Below are 15,387 nucleotides of genomic sequence, written 5' to 3' on the forward strand. Positions count from 1 at the left end.
GCGCAGGGTTCTTTGCTTTGCGGCCTGGCCTCTTACTTCGACGCGTTCACCATGTAGTCGACGGCGGCCTTGACATCGGCGTCCGGCGCATTCGATCCGCCCTTCGGCGGCATCGCGCCCTTGCCGTGCAGCGCGTAGTTGTAGACGGTGTCCATCGGCTCTTTCAGACGCGGCGCCCAGGCAGCCTTGTCGCCGAACTTCGGGGCGCCGAGCACGCCGGCCGCGTGACACGCCTGGCAGACCTGCTCGTAGAGCGCCTTGCCGGCTTGCGCGGCGTCGGCGCTTTGGGCGCCCGCGGCCGGAGCCGGCGCGGCCTGCGGTACCGACGCCAACGCGGCGACGGCGGCTGCGGCTTGTGCGTTGTCGTTGGAACTCGCGGCCGCCGGTGCGGAAGCAGCGCCGGCTGCGCTTGCCGCGGCGCCCGGCGCCGGTTGCGCGGGTTCCGCGAACTTGGCGCCGCCGTTGTTCGCCATGTAGACGACAGCGCGCGCGATTTCGAAGTCGCTGTAGTCGTCGGGATTCGTGCCGCCGCGGGCGGGCATCGCGCCCTTGCCGTTGAGCGCGTTGTGCAGCAGGGTGTCGTAGCCTTCGCTGATGCGCGGCGCCCACGCGCCGGCATCGCCGAACTTGGGCGCGCCGGCGGTGCCGGCGGCGTGACAGGCGGAGCAGACGGCCTTGAAGACTTCCTCGCCGGTTTTGTAGACGCGCGGGGCATTGGCGTCGCGGACATCGACCTGGGCGGCGGGCGCGATGCGCTCCTTCACGGAGGCTTCGATATCGGTGCCTGCGCCGGTGCGCGTCGAGTTGTTCACATAGACGGCGAGCAGAATGATGATGGCGACTGGAATGCCGAATCCCGCAATGATCGCGACGATGAGTTGACCGGGCGTCTTGATCGGGGCTCCGTGGGGTGCTTCGCTCATGCTTGTCTCGTCTCCCGTTTTTTGGTGTGAGTCGGTTCAGTGACAGCGTGACAGCTACCGCATGCATTGCCTTGGCGCTCAGACCGTGCGCCGAGACAAGCCGTGGGGAAAGGCTCGGTCGATTATAGACGGAACGTTTGGACGGCGGCACAGGGCAGCAGCACGACCGGACGGGCGTTTACCCGAATCGTGTGATGCTTGCGGCGCACGCGGGCATCGAGTTTGCAGCGCCGCGCGATGGACGGAGTCATGGAAAACAGGTATCCTCTCGGATTCGCGTGGGCCTTGCAGCTGGCTTTCTTTGAGCCGCTTGCCTTGTTACCTTGTCAAATAAGCAGCCCACCGCCGATGCGCCCGTAGCTCAATGGATAGAGTACTGCCCTCCGAAGGCAGGGGTTGCTGGTTCGATCCCAGCCGGGCGCGCCAATCTCAAGACCCCCGCTACACCCCACCCGTCGTCCCCCACCCGAACTCCAGTTCCGCCAGCCATCTCCGGTAAGCCACCGACATCCGGTCGCACTTCTGATGCAACTCCGCATCGAGTTCCAGCGGCAAGCGCTTCGGCCATTGCGATTCGACGATCGGCGTGTCCTGCAGCAGGATCTCCATATTGAAGTCATAAAGCTCCCGATCGCTGTGCGTCGAGTCGTCTTCATGAACGGAGACGAGCCACGCCCGCGTTTCCGTCTCCGACACCGGCGACGCCACCAGCATGATGTGCAGCGCGCCCTGCCCGCCGGCGGCCATCTTCGTGAGGCTCGCAATCAACGGCCGCCTGACGCGATACACATAGTCGATCATCGCGCCGTCGTCCTGCCCCGGCATGCCGGCTGGTTGCCAGTAACGGCACTGCCGCGCTTCGAGACCGCCATCGACGGGAACGACTTCGTAATCGGGCACCTCGGTATGAGCCTGCTCGCCCAGAATCCCCGCGTGCACGAAAGAGAAATGGGCCATGTCGAGAAAATTCTCGACCACTCTCGGCGCCGATGACCTCACCGTCTGCGGTGCGAGATTGATGCGACGCCCGCCGGGCACATCGGCATCCGGATAAAAATCGAGCGCATACGCGGGCTCGCCGAAACACATCCAGACCACGCCGTACTTTTCGTCGCTGACAAAGGTCGTCGCGCAGGCGCGTTTCGGCGGACGCAGTGCGGGATTCGACGGGATATGCAGACACTGCCCCTCGATGTCATACCGCCAGCCGTGATAGGGACACGTGATCCAGTCGCGCGATACCGATCCGAGCGACAGTTGCGCCCCGCGATGCGGACAGTAGTCGCGCCACACATGCGCCGCGCCGAGACTGTCCCGCCACACGACGATGCGCTCATCCGCGACGATGAATCCTCGCGCCCCGCCCTCCGGCACGTCCTCACTGTTGCAGACCGCCAGCCATTCGCCTTGCAGGGAAGAAGCGTTGTTGTGCATTGTCATCAGCCGTAAGCAGGAAGACCGGGAAGAGTCAAAGAGTCCGCATTCGCCCCAACCGATCCTGCAGCGAGATCGCAAAAAGTAGCAGAATAGCGGGTCGCGCGACGGTGCAACCCGATGCACACCTTCACAGCGCCTCCCGCGACCGGGCCGCACATACGAGACAGCAGCACACCATAACAGCAAGAAATCACCAGCCAGGGGTTCATATGGAGCAGGCGCATCAACCGGCACGCCGGATCCAGGCTTTCATCGGGTCCGGGCACCGGAGTCCCGAACGGGAGCAGGCCACGCTTCGTGTCTGGATGGGAACAGCGGTGCTGCTCGCGTATGGCCTCTTCGCTTTGTGGCGCCCGTCGCACGATGCGTCGATGGTCGTGCGGCTCGTCGCCCTCTATGTGTCTTACGGCGCCCTGACGCTATTGGTCGTGAGCCGCGCGAGCGCCATGTCCGGAACGCGCCTGACGCTCACGACCATCGCCGATCAGGCCTTGCTCGGACTCGCGCTCGCGGCTGGCGGCGCCAGCGCGCTGCCGCTCATCTGGGTGATGTTCTGGTTCCTGATCGGCTCGGGATGCCGGTATGGCAAGCGCACGCTCGCGGTGTCCTGTACGACGGCGCTCATCGTGGTGATCGCGCTCGGCCTCGGGCAACCTTGGTGGCATGCCAACCTGCCGGCCGCGATCGGCCTGGGATTGAGCGTGCTGGGGGCTTCGGTGTATCTGAGCGTGCTCGTCGACCGGCTCGGCAAGCTCAATCTGGATCTCGCGCGCCAGGCGTCCACCGATCCGCTCACCGGCCTCTCGAATCGCTATGCGCTGGAGAAGATCGTCAATCGGGCGATGGCCGCGCCACCAACCAGCCAGGACGGCCACGACGCCGATGACGCCACCGCCCTGCTGCTGATCGACCTCGACGGTTTCAAGGAAGTGAACGACACCTACGGACACGCCGTCGGCGATGTGCTGCTGCAATCGTTCGCGCATCAACTCGAGGCGCGCCTGCGCAGGACCGATACCATCGCCCGGCTCGGCGGCGACGAATTCGTCGTGCTCGCGCATCAGGTGCGGGACCGCTCGGCGGTGCTCGCCGTGGCCGACAGCATCCACTCGGCGCTCGCCGCCATCACGTCGGTGCAGGAGCGGGCGGTATCGGTATCGGCGAGCATCGGCGCCTGCCTGCTGTCCGGCGCGACGATCGCGCGCCCGTCCGACATGAACACCGTGCTGCGCGCCGCCGACCGCGCCATGTATCGCGCCAAGAGTCTGGGCGCCGGCAAGACCGTGTTCGCCGAAACCCACGATTTCGAAACCAGCTAAACAAATGGCCCGCATCGCTGCGGGCCATTCGTCTCATGCGTCACGCGTCGAGCGTCAGACTTACGCCTCGGCGCCGGTCCACGCCTGCTCGCGCAGCTTCGTGCGCAGACGCGCCACGGCCTGGCTGTGCAGCTGGCACACGCGCGACTCGCTCACTTCCATCACCGCGCCAATCTCGCGCAGGTTCAGGCCGCGCTCGTAGTACAGGCTCATCAGCAGCTTCTCGCGTTCCGGCAGCCGGTCGATGGCTTCGATCAGCGCGCCGCGCAGGCTGTCGTCCATCAGCGCGGACAGCGGATCCGAACGGTCGACGCAATAGCGGTCGAGGAACGGCTCGTCATCGGCGGAACGGTCGAAGTCTTCGTAATAGATCAGCTGCGCGCCGTGCAGGTCCTGCAGCATCGACTGATACTCGTCGAGCGGCATCTTCATGTGTTCGGCAATCTCCGTCTCGCTGGCGGACCGGCCGAGGTTCTGCTCGACCTTGTGTACCGCCGATTCCACTTCGCGCGACGTCTTGCGCATGCTGCGCGGCAGCCAGTCGTTGGCGCGCAGCTCGTCGAGCATCGCGCCGCGAATCCGCTGGCTCGCATACGTCTCGAACTGCGCGCCCTGGTCTTCCTTGTAGCGGCCGGCCGCGTCCAGCAAGCCGATCATGCCGGCCTGGATGAGATCGTCGAGATCGACGCTCGCCGGCATCTTGGCGACGAGCTGAAGCCCCAGCCGGCGAACGAGCGGTGCATATTTCGTCAGCGTTTCGGACTGTGAGAGTTTGCCTTGGGCGTTATACATCTTGGTCACCTATCTTGATCACATCGACGCCGTGCTGCTCATGGCCATTTCGTGAAGCGCGGCCGCACGATGCGCCGTCTCCCGTCCGCCCTGCTCAGAGTCGCCAACCGGAATTCGCGCGTCCGCCTGGCCGTCCGCCGCACGCGCATACGGCGCGGGGCGCATCGGCCAGTGCAGGAGCTCCGCCGCAATCGCGCGGTAGTCTCGTGCCGCGGCCGTGGCCGGGAACGCTTCGACAGCGCAGCGTGAGAGTTCCTTTGCCCGAGCGACGCGCGCATCCTCGGACACATATCCCGCCTGCACCAGCGACACAGCCAGATACCGGCTTGCGACGCCCGACAGGTTGTCGAACGCGACCGCCGCATCGGCCGGGTTCTGCACGTGATTGATCAGCACGCGGAACTGGCCGATCGCATGGGCGTAGTGCAGACGCTTCATGCACGCATACGCCTCGGTGATCGCCGACGCGGCCACCCGCGTCACGACGAGAAAGTCATGCGCCTGCGCCGCGAGCGACGAGAGCGCGCCATACCGGTCCAACTGCGCGTCGATCAGCACGATGTCCGCCGGACCGTCCAGCAACGCACGGCATTGCGCGGCGTCATGGCTGATGCGTTCATCACGCGGCGCCGCGAGTAGCGAAAAACCGAACGGCGTGCGCCCGGCGGCCTCCGCGAGCGTGCTGCGGCCCGTCATCACCGCAGCAGCCGCGCCTGCATCCTCGATGCCGGTGAGCCGGCTGGCCGACGCCGCGTTGCGGTGCTCGTCGATCACAAGCACATCCTTGCCATGTACCGACAGCGCCGCGCCGAGATTCACCACCGTCGACGTGCAACCGATTCCCGCCGGGCCGCCCACGACCGCCACCACACGCGAGCCGGCTCGCGTGAGGAGCCGTCGCAGACCTTCTGCCTGGTCGAGCACGAACTTATCCAAAGTGCACCCCATGCATGTCGGTCGAGGCACGCGCGGACAGCGCGGAGAGCAGCGCGGGGACTTCTTCTTCGTTCGGCACGAACGGCGAGCCGTCGCGCGGAATGCAGAACGCGCTCTTGATGAGAAAACGCTTGGTTGCGACGTACAGGTTCTCCGGCACCTTCTGCCCGGTCGAGACGTAATGCACCGGCAGCTTGTAGCGGATCACCGTGTCGAGCACGCCGCCGAGATTGGTGGCTTCATCGAGCTTGGTCAGGATGCAGCCCGCGAGCGGCGGCTGGTCCGGCGCGCTCTTGTAGGCCTGCACGACTTCGTTCAGCGTGTCGCCGTGGCTCGTCGCGTTGAGCAGCAGGATGCGCTGCACCGGATGGCCCGCGCCGCACAGCATCGCAATCTGGTCGGAGACCATGCGGTCGCGCTGGCTCATGCCGATCGTGTCGATCAGCACGATATGTTTGTTACGCAGTTCGGACAGCGCCAGTTGCAGGTCGGCGCCGTCCTTCACCGCGTGCACCGACACGCCCAGGATCTTGCCGAAGATGCGCAATTGCTCGTGCGCGCCGATCCGGTAGCTGTCGGTCGTGAGCAGCGCGACCTTGCTGGCGCCGAAGCGCATCACGCAGCGCGCCGCGAGCTTCGCCGTGGTGGTCGTCTTGCCGACGCCCGTCGGGCCCATCAGTGCGAACACGCCGCCGCGCTCCATCAGCGCGTCTTCGCTGTCCATCACCGGAATGTTGTTTTCGAGGACTTGCTGCACCCATTCGAGCGCGCCTTCGACAGTCTCCATCTCCGGCATGTTGTCCATCACCATGCGCACGAGCTGCGCCGAGAAACCGGCCGAGAACAGGCGCTTGGTCAGCGCGCCGCCCGTCGGGTTGCGGCGCTGGCGCTCGCTCCACATCAGGCCGGCGAAGTGCTCTTCCATCATCTCGCGCATCGACGAGAGTTCGTTCATCACCGTGTCGTTGACGACCTGCTGCATGCGCGCCCGGATCGCCTCGGTCACGACCGCCGCCGCATTCGCGGGCAGGCCTTCGAAGACGCTTTCCGGCGTGGCGGGCGCGGCGCCCGGCGCCGGCGTTTCAGCGTGCGGCGCGCTCGTGTTGATCTTGTGCGCAGCGCGGCGGGCTGCGACCTGCGCGGCTTCGCGCGCCCAGTCGGGCGTTTCGACCTTCTGCTGCACGGCCGGCTGCGAGACCGGTTGTGAGACCGGCTGCGGCGCCGCTTCGGCCCGGGCCGGCTGCTGCTGACGCAGCGCAAACTTGCCGGCTTCGGATTCGGTCGACCGGGCGGTCGACTGGACCGGCGCCTGAGACAGCGTCGTCACCGGCACGCCCATGCCGCGCGCAATCGCGGCCGACGGCGTGAGCGGGCGGTTCGACGGCATCGACGCCTGTTGCGCCAGGCGCTTCGCATGCTCGATCAGCCACGGGTTGGTGTCGGCCATCGTGCGGGACGTGTCGTCGGCGGAGGATGCGAAGTCGTCTTCGTCATCGGCACTCGCGCCGAACACGGAGGAAAACACATCGCCGTTCACGTAGGGGTTCGTGGCTGCCTGCTGTTTCACCGGGATCGCTGCCGCCGCCGCGGCCAGCGCCGCGCGCGACGCGCCGCCCGAACGCACCGCCTGCTCCTGCGCGGCGGGCGAGATCGAAGCGATGTCGCTGTCCGCCACCGCGACGATTTCGACCGAGCCGTCGTCCAGCGTGCGATTCGACAACACCACGGCATCGGGACCGAGCGTTTCACGAACCTGGCGCAGTGCGTCACGGCTGTTCGCGCCGATGAATTTACGAATGTTCAAACTTGCCCCCGATGAGGTGTGATACGGCGATCGTTGCGAGCGAACCGGTCTGTCTGCTTGCCGGCCCCGCTTTTCAGTGAAGCCATTATTGCGAAGTTCCCCTTCGGTCCATCGCTGGATAAAGGGTGGGAAAAAGGGGTATTTCGGCTGATGGACAGTTCGGGGCCGGAACACGGCGCGCCCGCCGCAGCCAAATGTTCCCGGGCGGCGTGTGGCCGAAGGCGCGGCCGAACGCGTAAGCTGGAGGGCACGTCGCTCACCGTCCGGCACCTCTCCGGCATCGAACCGAGGCGTTTCCGGACATTTCAAGGAGACTTCATCGCATGACGTCCGCTGCTTCCGCTGCTCCGTCCGCCGCTCCCGAAAGCCAGACGACCGGCGCCCGTCTCGTCGTCGATGCGCTCGTTCATCACGGCGTCGAGCGCGTGTTCTGCGTGCCCGGCGAGAGCTTCCTCGCGGTGCTCGACGCGCTGCACGACGAAACCGCGCACATCCAGACCATCGTCTGCCGCCACGAGGCCGGCGCGGCGAACATGGCGGAGGCGGTCGGCAAGCTGACCGGACGTCCGGGCGTGGCGATCGTCACGCGCGGGCCCGGCGCGACGCACGCGTCGATCGGCGTGCACACCGCGTTTCAGGATTCGACGCCGATGCTGCTGCTCATCGGCCAGTGCGCGCGCGATCACATGGACCGCGAGGCGTTCCAGGAGATCGATTACCGGCGCATGTTCGGGCAGATGGCGAAGTGGGTCGCGCAGATCGACGACCCGCGCCGCGTGCCGGAATACCTGAGTCACGCGTTTCACGTCGCGACGGCCGGGCGTCCCGGGCCGGTCGTGCTCGCGCTGCCGGAAGACATGCTCACCGAGACGCTCGCCGCCATCCCGCCGCTGCCGCGCTACCAGCGCGTGGCGGCCGCGCCCACGCCGGCGCAGATGGAACGCCTGCGCGAGCTGCTCGGCAACGCACGGAAGCCGTTCGTGATCGCGGGCGGCAGCGGCTGGACGGAGGAAGCCGCGCAGGACTTCGCGCGCTTCGTCGAGCAATGGCAGTTGCCGGCGGGCTGCGCATTCCGCTATCAGGACACGCTGTCGAACGAGCATCCGAACTATGCCGGCGATGTCGGGCTCGGCATCAACCCGGCGCTCGCCGCGCGCGTGCGCGACGCCGATGTGCTCTTCGTGCTCGGCCCGCGCATGGGCGAATCGACGACGGGCGGTTACGCGCTGATCGACATCCCGAAGCCGAGGCAGACGCTGATCCACGTACACCAGGGCGCGGAGGAACTCGGGCGCGTGTACCACGCCGATTTGCCGATCGTCTCGGGCATGCCGGAAATCGCGGCGATGCTGGCCGCGCTGCCGCCGCCGCCTTCCATCGCGTGGGCCGGCGAGGCCGAAGCGGCACACGCTGCGTATCTCGACTGGCGCGAGCCGCGCCCGATGCTCGGCGATGTCCAGCTCGGCGAGATCATGCGCCAGCTCGCCCAGACCCTCCCCGCCGACGCCATTCTCACCAACGGCGCCGGCAACTATGCAACGTGGCTGCATCGGCATTACTCGTACCGGCAGTTTCGCTCGCAGGTCGCGCCCACCAGCGGCGCGATGGGCTATGGCGTGCCTGCCGCGATCGCCGCGAAGTCGCTGTACCCGGAGCGCACGGTGATCGCGTTCGCAGGCGACGGCTGCTTCATGATGTCGAGCCACGAGCTGGCCACGGCCATGCAATATGAATTGCCGGTGATCTTCATCGTCGTCAACAACGGCCAGTACGGGACCATCCGCATGCATCAGGAACGGCACTATCCGAACCGCGTGCATGGAACCGGACTCACCAACCCCGACTTCGCCGCCTACGCGCGGGCGTTCGGCGCGCACGGCGAACTCGTCGAGACGACCAGCCAGTTCATGCCCGCGTTCGAGCGCGCACAGCGTTCCGGCCTGCCAGCCGTAATCGAAGTCCGCATTCCGGCGGAACAGAGCACGCCGGGCGCGACGCTCGAACACATTCGCCAGCAAGGCAAGCGTTAGCGGAAAAACTTTCATACTGCTTTCAGTGCGCTCCCGGTGGCGCTAGAGTAGCCCGTCCAGAACCACCGGGAGTAAGTCATGCTGAAGATTCTGGCGTTGTCGCTGGCGATGGGAATGTCGGGTGCGGCGTTCGCGAAGGCGGATTGCACGGCGCATCCGAAAAGCAAATAGATGAAGGAGTGCGACGCGAAGGCCAGGCTCGAGGCCGAAGGCTGCAAGATCCGCAAGTTCAAGGTCGATGGCAACTGCTACGAGATCTACGGCCACGACAAGAACGGCAAGAAGGTCGAGATCTATGACGACACGAAGACGCTCGCGGTCGTGAAATCGGAAGTGGAACAAGCGTCATGTCTCCGCCCGTGACCCGGCCCACGAGAGTCTGGGACCTCTGGGTGCGGCTCACGCACTGGGTCGTTGCGGGCATCGTCCTCTGGAACCTGTTCGGTCCGACCGATTCCATTCACCGGCTGCTCGGGTATGGCGCGGCAGGTCTGGTTGCCGCGCGCATCGTGTGGGGCTTCATCGGGCACGCTGTGGTGCCTGATTCTCGCGCTCGCGCTATCCGGCTGGATCATGCGGCTCGATGCCTTCTGGGGCGAAGACTGGCGGCAGGAGATCCACAGCTGGCTCGCGGTCGCGGTGGAAGTGTGCGTCTGCGTGCATGTCCTTGCGGCTGTGCTGATGAGTGTGTGGACGCAGGAAAATCTCGTCGGGGCGATGCTGACGGGCAACAAGCGCGGTCCCGAAAAAGAAAAAGCCCCGTGACCGGAGTCACGGGGCCTTCACCCGAAACATCAACCGCGAGAGCTGGCGTGCTTACTTGCCGCCCACGCTCTGCAGCGTCGTCCACTTGCCGCCGACGACCTTGTACAGCGTGATGCCGCCGTTCTTCAGATCGCCCTTCGTGTCGTATTCCAGATGCTTCGCCGTCACGCCCTGCATGTCGGTCTTCGCGAGGAACGGCAGGTACTTGGCCGGATCCGTCGAGTTGGCCGCCTTCATGGCGGTGAACATGGCCATGGCGCCGTCGTAGGCGTACGGCGAGTAGGTCTGCACGTCTTCGTTGAAGCGCTTCTTGTACTTCGCTTCGTAGGCCGGGCCGCCCGGCATTTCGTTCATCGGCAGGCCGGCGAGCGAGGCCACCGTGCCGTCGGCCGAGTTGCCCGCGATCTTGAGGAACGTGTCGGTCTTGACCATTTCGCCCGCCATCAGCGGTGCGCGCAGGCCGAGCGTCTTCATCTGCTTGACCATCGGAGCGGCTTGCGAATCCGCGCCGCCGTAGTACACGAGGTCCGGATTCATCGACTTGATCTTGGTCAGGATCGCCTTGAAGTCGACGGCCTTGTCGTTCGTGAATTCACGGTCGACGATCGTGCCGCCCGCCGCCTTCGCCGCCTTCTCGAACTGGTCGGCAAGACCCTGGCCATAGGCCGTGCGGTCATCGACGATCGCAATCTTCTTGACCTTCAGGTTCTTCACCGCGAACTCACCCGCGACCGAGCCCTGCTGCGTGTCCGAGGTCATCATGCGGAACGCCGTCTTGAAACCCTGCGTCGTGTATTCCGGCGCCGTGGCCATGGCGATCTCGGGAATGCCCGCGTTCGCGTAGATGCGCGAAGCCGGGATCGTCGTGCCCGAGTTGAAGTGCCCCAGCATGCCCTTGATGCCGCCATCCACGAGCTGCTGCGCGACCGTCGTGCCGGTGCGCGGGTCAGCCTGGTCATCGGCCGATTCCAGCACGATGCGAACCGGCTTGCCGCCGATCACCGGCTTCGTCGCGTTGAAGTCTTCCACCGCGAGCGTGATGCCGTTCTGCATGTCCTTGCCGTAGTGCGCCTGCGCGCCCGTCAGCGGGCCGGCGTAACCGACCTTCACGTCTTCCGACGTCTGCGCGACTGCCGTCCCCGCGAACAGGCCGGCGAGCGTCATGGCTGCTGCCAGCTTGGTCATCGTGTGCTTCATAGCTTCTCCTGGTTCCAGTGTGGATGGCAGCGCGTGCCGGGATCGCCGTGCCTGCTGCCGCTTGTTTGAATGTTCCTGATCCGAACGTCCGAGGGGTAACTCAGCCGATCGTCATCAAATTGGCATTGCCGCCTGCCGCCGCCGTGTTCACGCTCACCGAGCGTTCCGTCAGCAGACGTTCGAGCGCATAGTCTTCGCCGTCGTGGCCTGCGTCGGCGAACGCTCCCGCAGCCACGCCCTGCACCGATACGATCGGTCCCGGACGCTTCGCGACTTCCTTCACCAGCGACAGCAGTTCATCGCTGTCGCCTTCGAACAGCACGGCGTCGAAGTCCTCGGCCGCCTTGCGAACCTGTGCATACGGCTTGAGCGCCGCCGGCAGCGACGCCGCCAGTTGCTCACCCGCCGATCCGCCGAACAACGCGCGGTTGCCCGTCGCGAGCACTGCCGCGAACTGCGCGCGCGCGCCGCTTTGCGTCGCCGCCACGCACAGCACCGTGCCGCGCGCGCCGAGCGTATAGGTATTGCGCTCGCCCGTCGGGCCGGTCAGCACCGCCGTCGCGCCCGCCATCACATGCTGCAGATAGCCGTCGCAACGCGCGGCCGTGTGCGGATCGCGCTCGCCGATCGCCCAGTCGCGCAACGCGGTGAGCGCCGCGGCCGGCGTGTCCTTCGTCGCGGCCGGATCGACGGTCAGCGCGCTTTCCAGCGACTTCGGCAAACCGCTCGGGCGCTTGGCCAGGAGGCGTTGCAGATACAGCGCGCCACCCGCCTTCGGACCCGTTCCCGACAGACCTTCGCCGCCGAACGGCTGCACGCCGACCACGGCGCCGATCACATTGCGGTTCACGTAGATGTTGCCCACGTGCGCCCGCGAAATGACGTGCGCGATGGTTTCGTCGATGCGCGTATGGATGCCGAGCGTCAGGCCATAGCCGGTCGCGCGAATTTGGTCGAGGAGTTTATCAAGGTTCGATCGGCGGTAGCGAACCACATGGAGCACCGGGCCGAACACTTCGCGCTTCAGTTCGTCGATGTTCTCCAGTTCGATCAGCGTCGGAGGCACGAAGGTGCCTTGCGCGCAGTGGTCCGGCATCGGCAGTTGCACGACGTTGCGGCCTTTCTCGCGCATCGCGTCGACGTGCGCGTCGATGCCGCGCTTCGCGTCCGTATCGATGACCGGGCCCACGTCCGCCGAAAGCCGGTCCGGATTGCCCACCGCCAGTTGATTCATCGCGCCGGTGAGCATCTCGAGCGTGCGGTCGGCGACGTCGTCCTGCAGGCACAGCACGCGCAGCGCCGAACAGCGCTGGCCGGCCGAGTCGAACGACGATTGCAGCACGTCCGCCACCACCTGCTCCGCGAGCGCGGACGAATCGACGATCATCGCGTTCTGGCCGCCGGTCTCGGCGATCAGCGGAATCGGGCGGCCGTCCGGATCGAGGCGCTCGGAGAGCGTCTTGTTGATGAGGCGCGCGACTTCGGTCGAGCCGGTGAACATCACGGCGCGGGTGCGCGGATCGGCGACCAGCGCCGCGCCCACCGTTTCGCCATTGCCCGGCAGCAGTTGCACCGCGCCCGCCGGCACGCCGGCCTCGCGCAGGATGCGCACGGCCTGCGCGGCGATCAGCGGCGTCTGTTCCGCCGGCTTCGCGAGCACCGGATTGCCGGCCGCGAGCGCGGCGGCGACCTGGCCCATGAAGATCGCGAGCGGGAAGTTCCACGGGCTGATACACACGACCGGACCGAGCGGACGATGCGTATCGTTCGAAAACTCGCCACGGATCTGCGCGGCGTAGTAGCGCAGGAAATCGACGGCTTCGCGAATCTCGGCAATCGCGTTCGGCAGCGACTTGCCTGCCTCGCGGATGATGAGGCCCATCAGCGTATGCATCTGCGCTTCGAGCAGGTCGGCGGCGCGGGTCAGGCAATCCGCGCGGTCTTCGACCGGCGTCGCCTGCCAGATCGGCGCGGTGGCGACAGCATTGGCGATGGCCGCGCTCACCTGTTCCGACGACGCCTCGACCACCGTGCCGACGAGATCGCGCAGATCCGACGGATTGCGCACGTCGCGGGCGACGCCGTTGCTCGCGGCATCGTCGGCCGATGCGCCTTCGAGCATCGGCTGCGCGCGCCACGGATGATTCGCGCTCGCCAGCAGCGCCGACGACAGCGACGCCAGACGATGCTCGTTCGACAGATCGAGGCCCATCGAATTGGGCCGCTCGTCGCCGTAGAGATGGCGCGGCAGCGGAATCTTCGCGTGCGGCGCGCCGAGCGGCACGAGTTTCTGCGCTTCGTCGATCGGATCCTGGACGAGGTCCTTCACCGGAATCGATTCGTCGGCGATGCGGTTCACGAACGACGTGTTCGCGCCGTTTTCGAGCAGGCGCCGCACGAGATACGCGAGCAGCGTTTCATGCGTGCCGACCGGCGCATACACGCGGCACGGACGGTTCAGCTTGTCGCGGCCGGTGACTTCCTCATAAAGCGGCTCGCCCATGCCATGCAGGCACTGGAACTCGTACTGGCCGGGATAGTAGTTCTGGCCCGCGAGGTGATAGATCGCCGACAGCGTGAATGCGTTGTGCGTCGCGAATTGCGGATAGACCGCGTCGGGCGCGGCCAGCAGCTTCTTCGCGCACGCGAGATACGAGATGTCCGTGTAGATCTTGCGAGTGTAGACCGGATAGCCTTCGAGGCCGTCCACTTGGGCCCGCTTGATTTCCGTGTCCCAGTAGGCGCCCTTCACGAGGCGGATCATCAGGCGATGGCGGCTGCGGCGGGCCAGGTCGACCAGATAGTCGATCACGAACGGGCAGCGCTTCTGATAACCCTGCACCACGAAGCCGATGCCGTTCCAGCCCGCGAGTTCCGGATCGAAACACAGCGCTTCGAGCAGATCCAGCGAGAGTTCGAGGCGGTCCGCTTCTTCGGCGTCGATATTCAGACCGATGTCATAGCGGCGCGCGAGTTGCGCCAGCGAACGCACGCGCGGCAGCAGCTCGTTCATCGTGCGTTCCTGCTGGGCGCGCGAGTAGCGCGGGTGCAGCGCGGAGAGCTTGATCGAGATGCCCGGGCCTTCGTAGATGCCGCGCCCGCCGGCCGCCTTGCCGATCGCATGAATGGCCTGCTCGTAGGACGCGTAGTAGCGCAGCGCGTCCTCCTCGGTCGTCGCGGCTTCGCCGAGCATGTCGTACGAGTAGCGGAAACCGCGCGCCTCGAACTTGCGGCTGTTCGCCAGCGCCTCGGAAATGGTCTCGCCGGTGACGAACTGCTCGCCCATCAGGCGCATCGCCATGTCGACGCCCTTGCGGATCAGCGGCTCGCCGCCCCGGCCGATCAGGCGCGTCAGCGCGGACGACAAACCTGCTTCGCTGTTCGTGGTCACCAGCTTGCCGGTGATCATGAGGCCCCACGTGGCGGCGTTCACGAACAGCGACGGCGCCTGGCCCATGTGCGATTTCCAGTCGCCCTTGCTGATCTTGTCGCGGATCAGCGCGTCGCGCGTGGCGCGGTCGGGAATGCGCAGCAGCGCTTCCGCGAGGCACATCAGCGCCACGCCTTCCTGGCTCGACAACGAAAACTCGTGGATCAGCCCTTCGACACCGCCGCCCGAACTCTTCGCGCGCAAGGCTTCGACGAGCTTGGTCGCGAGTTTTTCGGTATCGGCGGAGACGTTCGCCGGCAGGCGCGCCTGGCCGATCAGGAACGGCACGCACTCCGGCTCGGGCCGGCGATACGCGGCGGTGATCGCCGCGCGCAGCACCGATTGCGGCTGCACGTTCTGGGCAAAGTCGAGGAAGGGATGCGGCGCGCCATCTTCGTCGCTGTCGACGGGCGCGGCGTCAGCCAGTTCCGAGCCGCCGTTCGCGCCCGACAGTTCGGGCGGCAACTGGCCGTGCTCGATGCGCTCGAGGTAGGCGAAGATCGCCTGCTTGATCAGCCAGTGAGGGGTGCGCTCGAGACGCGTCGCGGCATCCTTCAGCCGGGAACGCAGCAGATCATCGACTTTGACGCCTAAGGTTGTGCTCGCCATGGTTCCTTCGTTTGCCGGTGGTGGGGCCCGGCGAAAGACTAAAAAGTGGGCGAATCGTACTCCGCTGATATAAAAGGTGCAACCATTTCAGAAATGGGTTGCACCCTGCTTATAACCCTTGTGGGTCAAGGGGTTGCGGGGAATG

9 protein-coding genes, 1 tRNA gene and 2 pseudogenes are annotated in these 15,387 nt (G+C 66.1%); 5 read left to right on the forward strand and 7 right to left on the reverse strand.

Annotated elements, in window-relative coordinates; translation table 11 throughout:
• Positions 1–32: 32 nt before the first annotated feature.
• Positions 33–923: a c-type cytochrome gene (locus tag QCE69_RS14675; RefSeq protein WP_309919197.1), complete on the reverse strand. Its 891-nt coding sequence runs from the start codon at positions 921–923 to the stop codon at positions 33–35.
• Positions 924–1,273: 350 nt separating this feature from the next.
• Here QCE69_RS14675 and QCE69_RS14680 point away from each other — a divergent pair.
• Positions 1,274–1,349 (forward strand) — tRNA-Arg (locus QCE69_RS14680).
• A gap of 15 nt (positions 1,350–1,364) precedes the next feature.
• Here QCE69_RS14680 and QCE69_RS14685 read toward each other — a convergent pair.
• Positions 1,365–2,357: an aromatic ring-hydroxylating dioxygenase subunit alpha gene (locus tag QCE69_RS14685; RefSeq protein WP_309931326.1), complete on the reverse strand. Its 993-nt coding sequence runs from the start codon at positions 2,355–2,357 to the stop codon at positions 1,365–1,367.
• A 308-nt stretch (positions 2,358–2,665) separates the two neighbouring features.
• Here QCE69_RS14685 and QCE69_RS14690 point away from each other — a divergent pair, with 308 nt between their 5' ends.
• The gene (locus tag QCE69_RS14690; RefSeq protein WP_309919203.1) at positions 2,666–3,679 is read left to right on the forward strand and encodes a GGDEF domain-containing protein; all 1,014 of its coding nucleotides are present in this window, start codon (positions 2,666–2,668) and stop codon (positions 3,677–3,679) included.
• A gap of 60 nt (positions 3,680–3,739) precedes the next feature.
• Here the strand turns inward: QCE69_RS14690 and QCE69_RS14695 are convergent, their stop codons facing one another.
• Genes QCE69_RS14695 through flhF form a run of 3 tightly spaced genes read right to left on the reverse strand, consistent with a single transcriptional unit; the run spans position 3,740 to position 7,211 of the window.
• Positions 3,740–4,471, reverse strand: a complete 732-nt coding sequence (locus tag QCE69_RS14695; protein WP_309898321.1) for an RNA polymerase sigma factor FliA — start codon at positions 4,469–4,471, stop codon at positions 3,740–3,742.
• A gap of 18 nt (positions 4,472–4,489) precedes the next feature.
• A complete protein-coding gene (locus QCE69_RS14700; protein WP_309931328.1) occupies positions 4,490–5,407 on the reverse strand; it encodes a MinD/ParA family protein in 918 nt (305 codons plus the stop codon).
• A complete protein-coding gene (flhF, locus tag QCE69_RS14705; RefSeq protein ID WP_309931329.1) occupies positions 5,400–7,211 on the reverse strand; it encodes a flagellar biosynthesis protein FlhF in 1,812 nt (603 codons plus the stop codon). The genes QCE69_RS14700 and flhF overlap by 8 nt, the downstream gene beginning before the upstream one ends.
• Before the next feature lie 323 nt (positions 7,212–7,534).
• Here flhF and QCE69_RS14710 point away from each other — a divergent pair, with 323 nt between their 5' ends.
• The 3 genes and pseudogenes from QCE69_RS14710 to QCE69_RS14720 all read left to right on the forward strand — a co-directional run bounded on the left by QCE69_RS14710 (position 7,535) and on the right by QCE69_RS14720 (position 10,006).
• Positions 7,535–9,241, forward strand: a complete 1,707-nt coding sequence (locus QCE69_RS14710) for a thiamine pyrophosphate-binding protein (RefSeq protein ID WP_309931331.1) — start codon at positions 7,535–7,537, stop codon at positions 9,239–9,241.
• A 78-nt stretch (positions 9,242–9,319) separates the two neighbouring features.
• Positions 9,320–9,604 (forward strand): annotated as a pseudogene (locus QCE69_RS14715) (PepSY domain-containing protein).
• Positions 9,589–10,006 (forward strand): annotated as a pseudogene (locus QCE69_RS14720) (cytochrome b/b6 domain-containing protein). The pseudogenes QCE69_RS14715 and QCE69_RS14720 overlap by 16 nt, the downstream one beginning before the upstream one ends.
• A gap of 51 nt (positions 10,007–10,057) precedes the next feature.
• On the opposite strand, the gene QCE69_RS14725 reads toward QCE69_RS14720, so the two are convergent.
• Together QCE69_RS14725 and putA are read right to left on the reverse strand one after the other, a co-directional pair.
• Positions 10,058–11,203, reverse strand: a complete 1,146-nt coding sequence (locus tag QCE69_RS14725) for a branched-chain amino acid ABC transporter substrate-binding protein (protein ID WP_309810858.1) — start codon at positions 11,201–11,203, stop codon at positions 10,058–10,060.
• A 100-nt stretch (positions 11,204–11,303) separates the two neighbouring features.
• The gene (gene putA / locus QCE69_RS14730) at positions 11,304–15,242 is read right to left on the reverse strand and encodes a trifunctional transcriptional regulator/proline dehydrogenase/L-glutamate gamma-semialdehyde dehydrogenase (RefSeq protein ID WP_309931332.1); all 3,939 of its coding nucleotides are present in this window, start codon (positions 15,240–15,242) and stop codon (positions 11,304–11,306) included.
• Positions 15,243–15,387 lie beyond the last annotated feature (145 nt).

It is taken from the genome of Caballeronia sp. LZ032, assembly GCF_031451315.1.
Lineage (GTDB): Bacteria > Pseudomonadota > Gammaproteobacteria > Burkholderiales > Burkholderiaceae > Caballeronia.

Excerpts from the sequence above, each read along its gene's own strand:
- QCE69_RS14675 (WP_309919197.1), bottom strand. The coding sequence starts at position 923 with ATGAGCGAAGCACCCCACGGAGCCCCGATCAAGACGCCCGGTCAACTC.
- QCE69_RS14685 (WP_309931326.1), bottom strand. The coding sequence starts at position 2,357 with ATGCACAACAACGCTTCTTCCCTGCAAGGCGAATGGCTGGCGGTCTGC.
- QCE69_RS14690 (WP_309919203.1), top strand. The coding sequence starts at position 2,666 with ATGGGAACAGCGGTGCTGCTCGCGTATGGCCTCTTCGCTTTGTGGCGC.
- QCE69_RS14695 (WP_309898321.1), bottom strand. The coding sequence starts at position 4,471 with ATGTATAACGCCCAAGGCAAACTCTCACAGTCCGAAACGCTGACGAAA.
- QCE69_RS14710 (WP_309931331.1), top strand. The coding sequence starts at position 7,535 with ATGACGTCCGCTGCTTCCGCTGCTCCGTCCGCCGCTCCCGAAAGCCAG.
- QCE69_RS14725 (WP_309810858.1), bottom strand. The coding sequence starts at position 11,203 with ATGAAGCACACGATGACCAAGCTGGCAGCAGCCATGACGCTCGCCGGC.
- putA (WP_309931332.1), bottom strand. The coding sequence starts at position 15,242 with ATGGCGAGCACAACCTTAGGCGTCAAAGTCGATGATCTGCTGCGTTCC.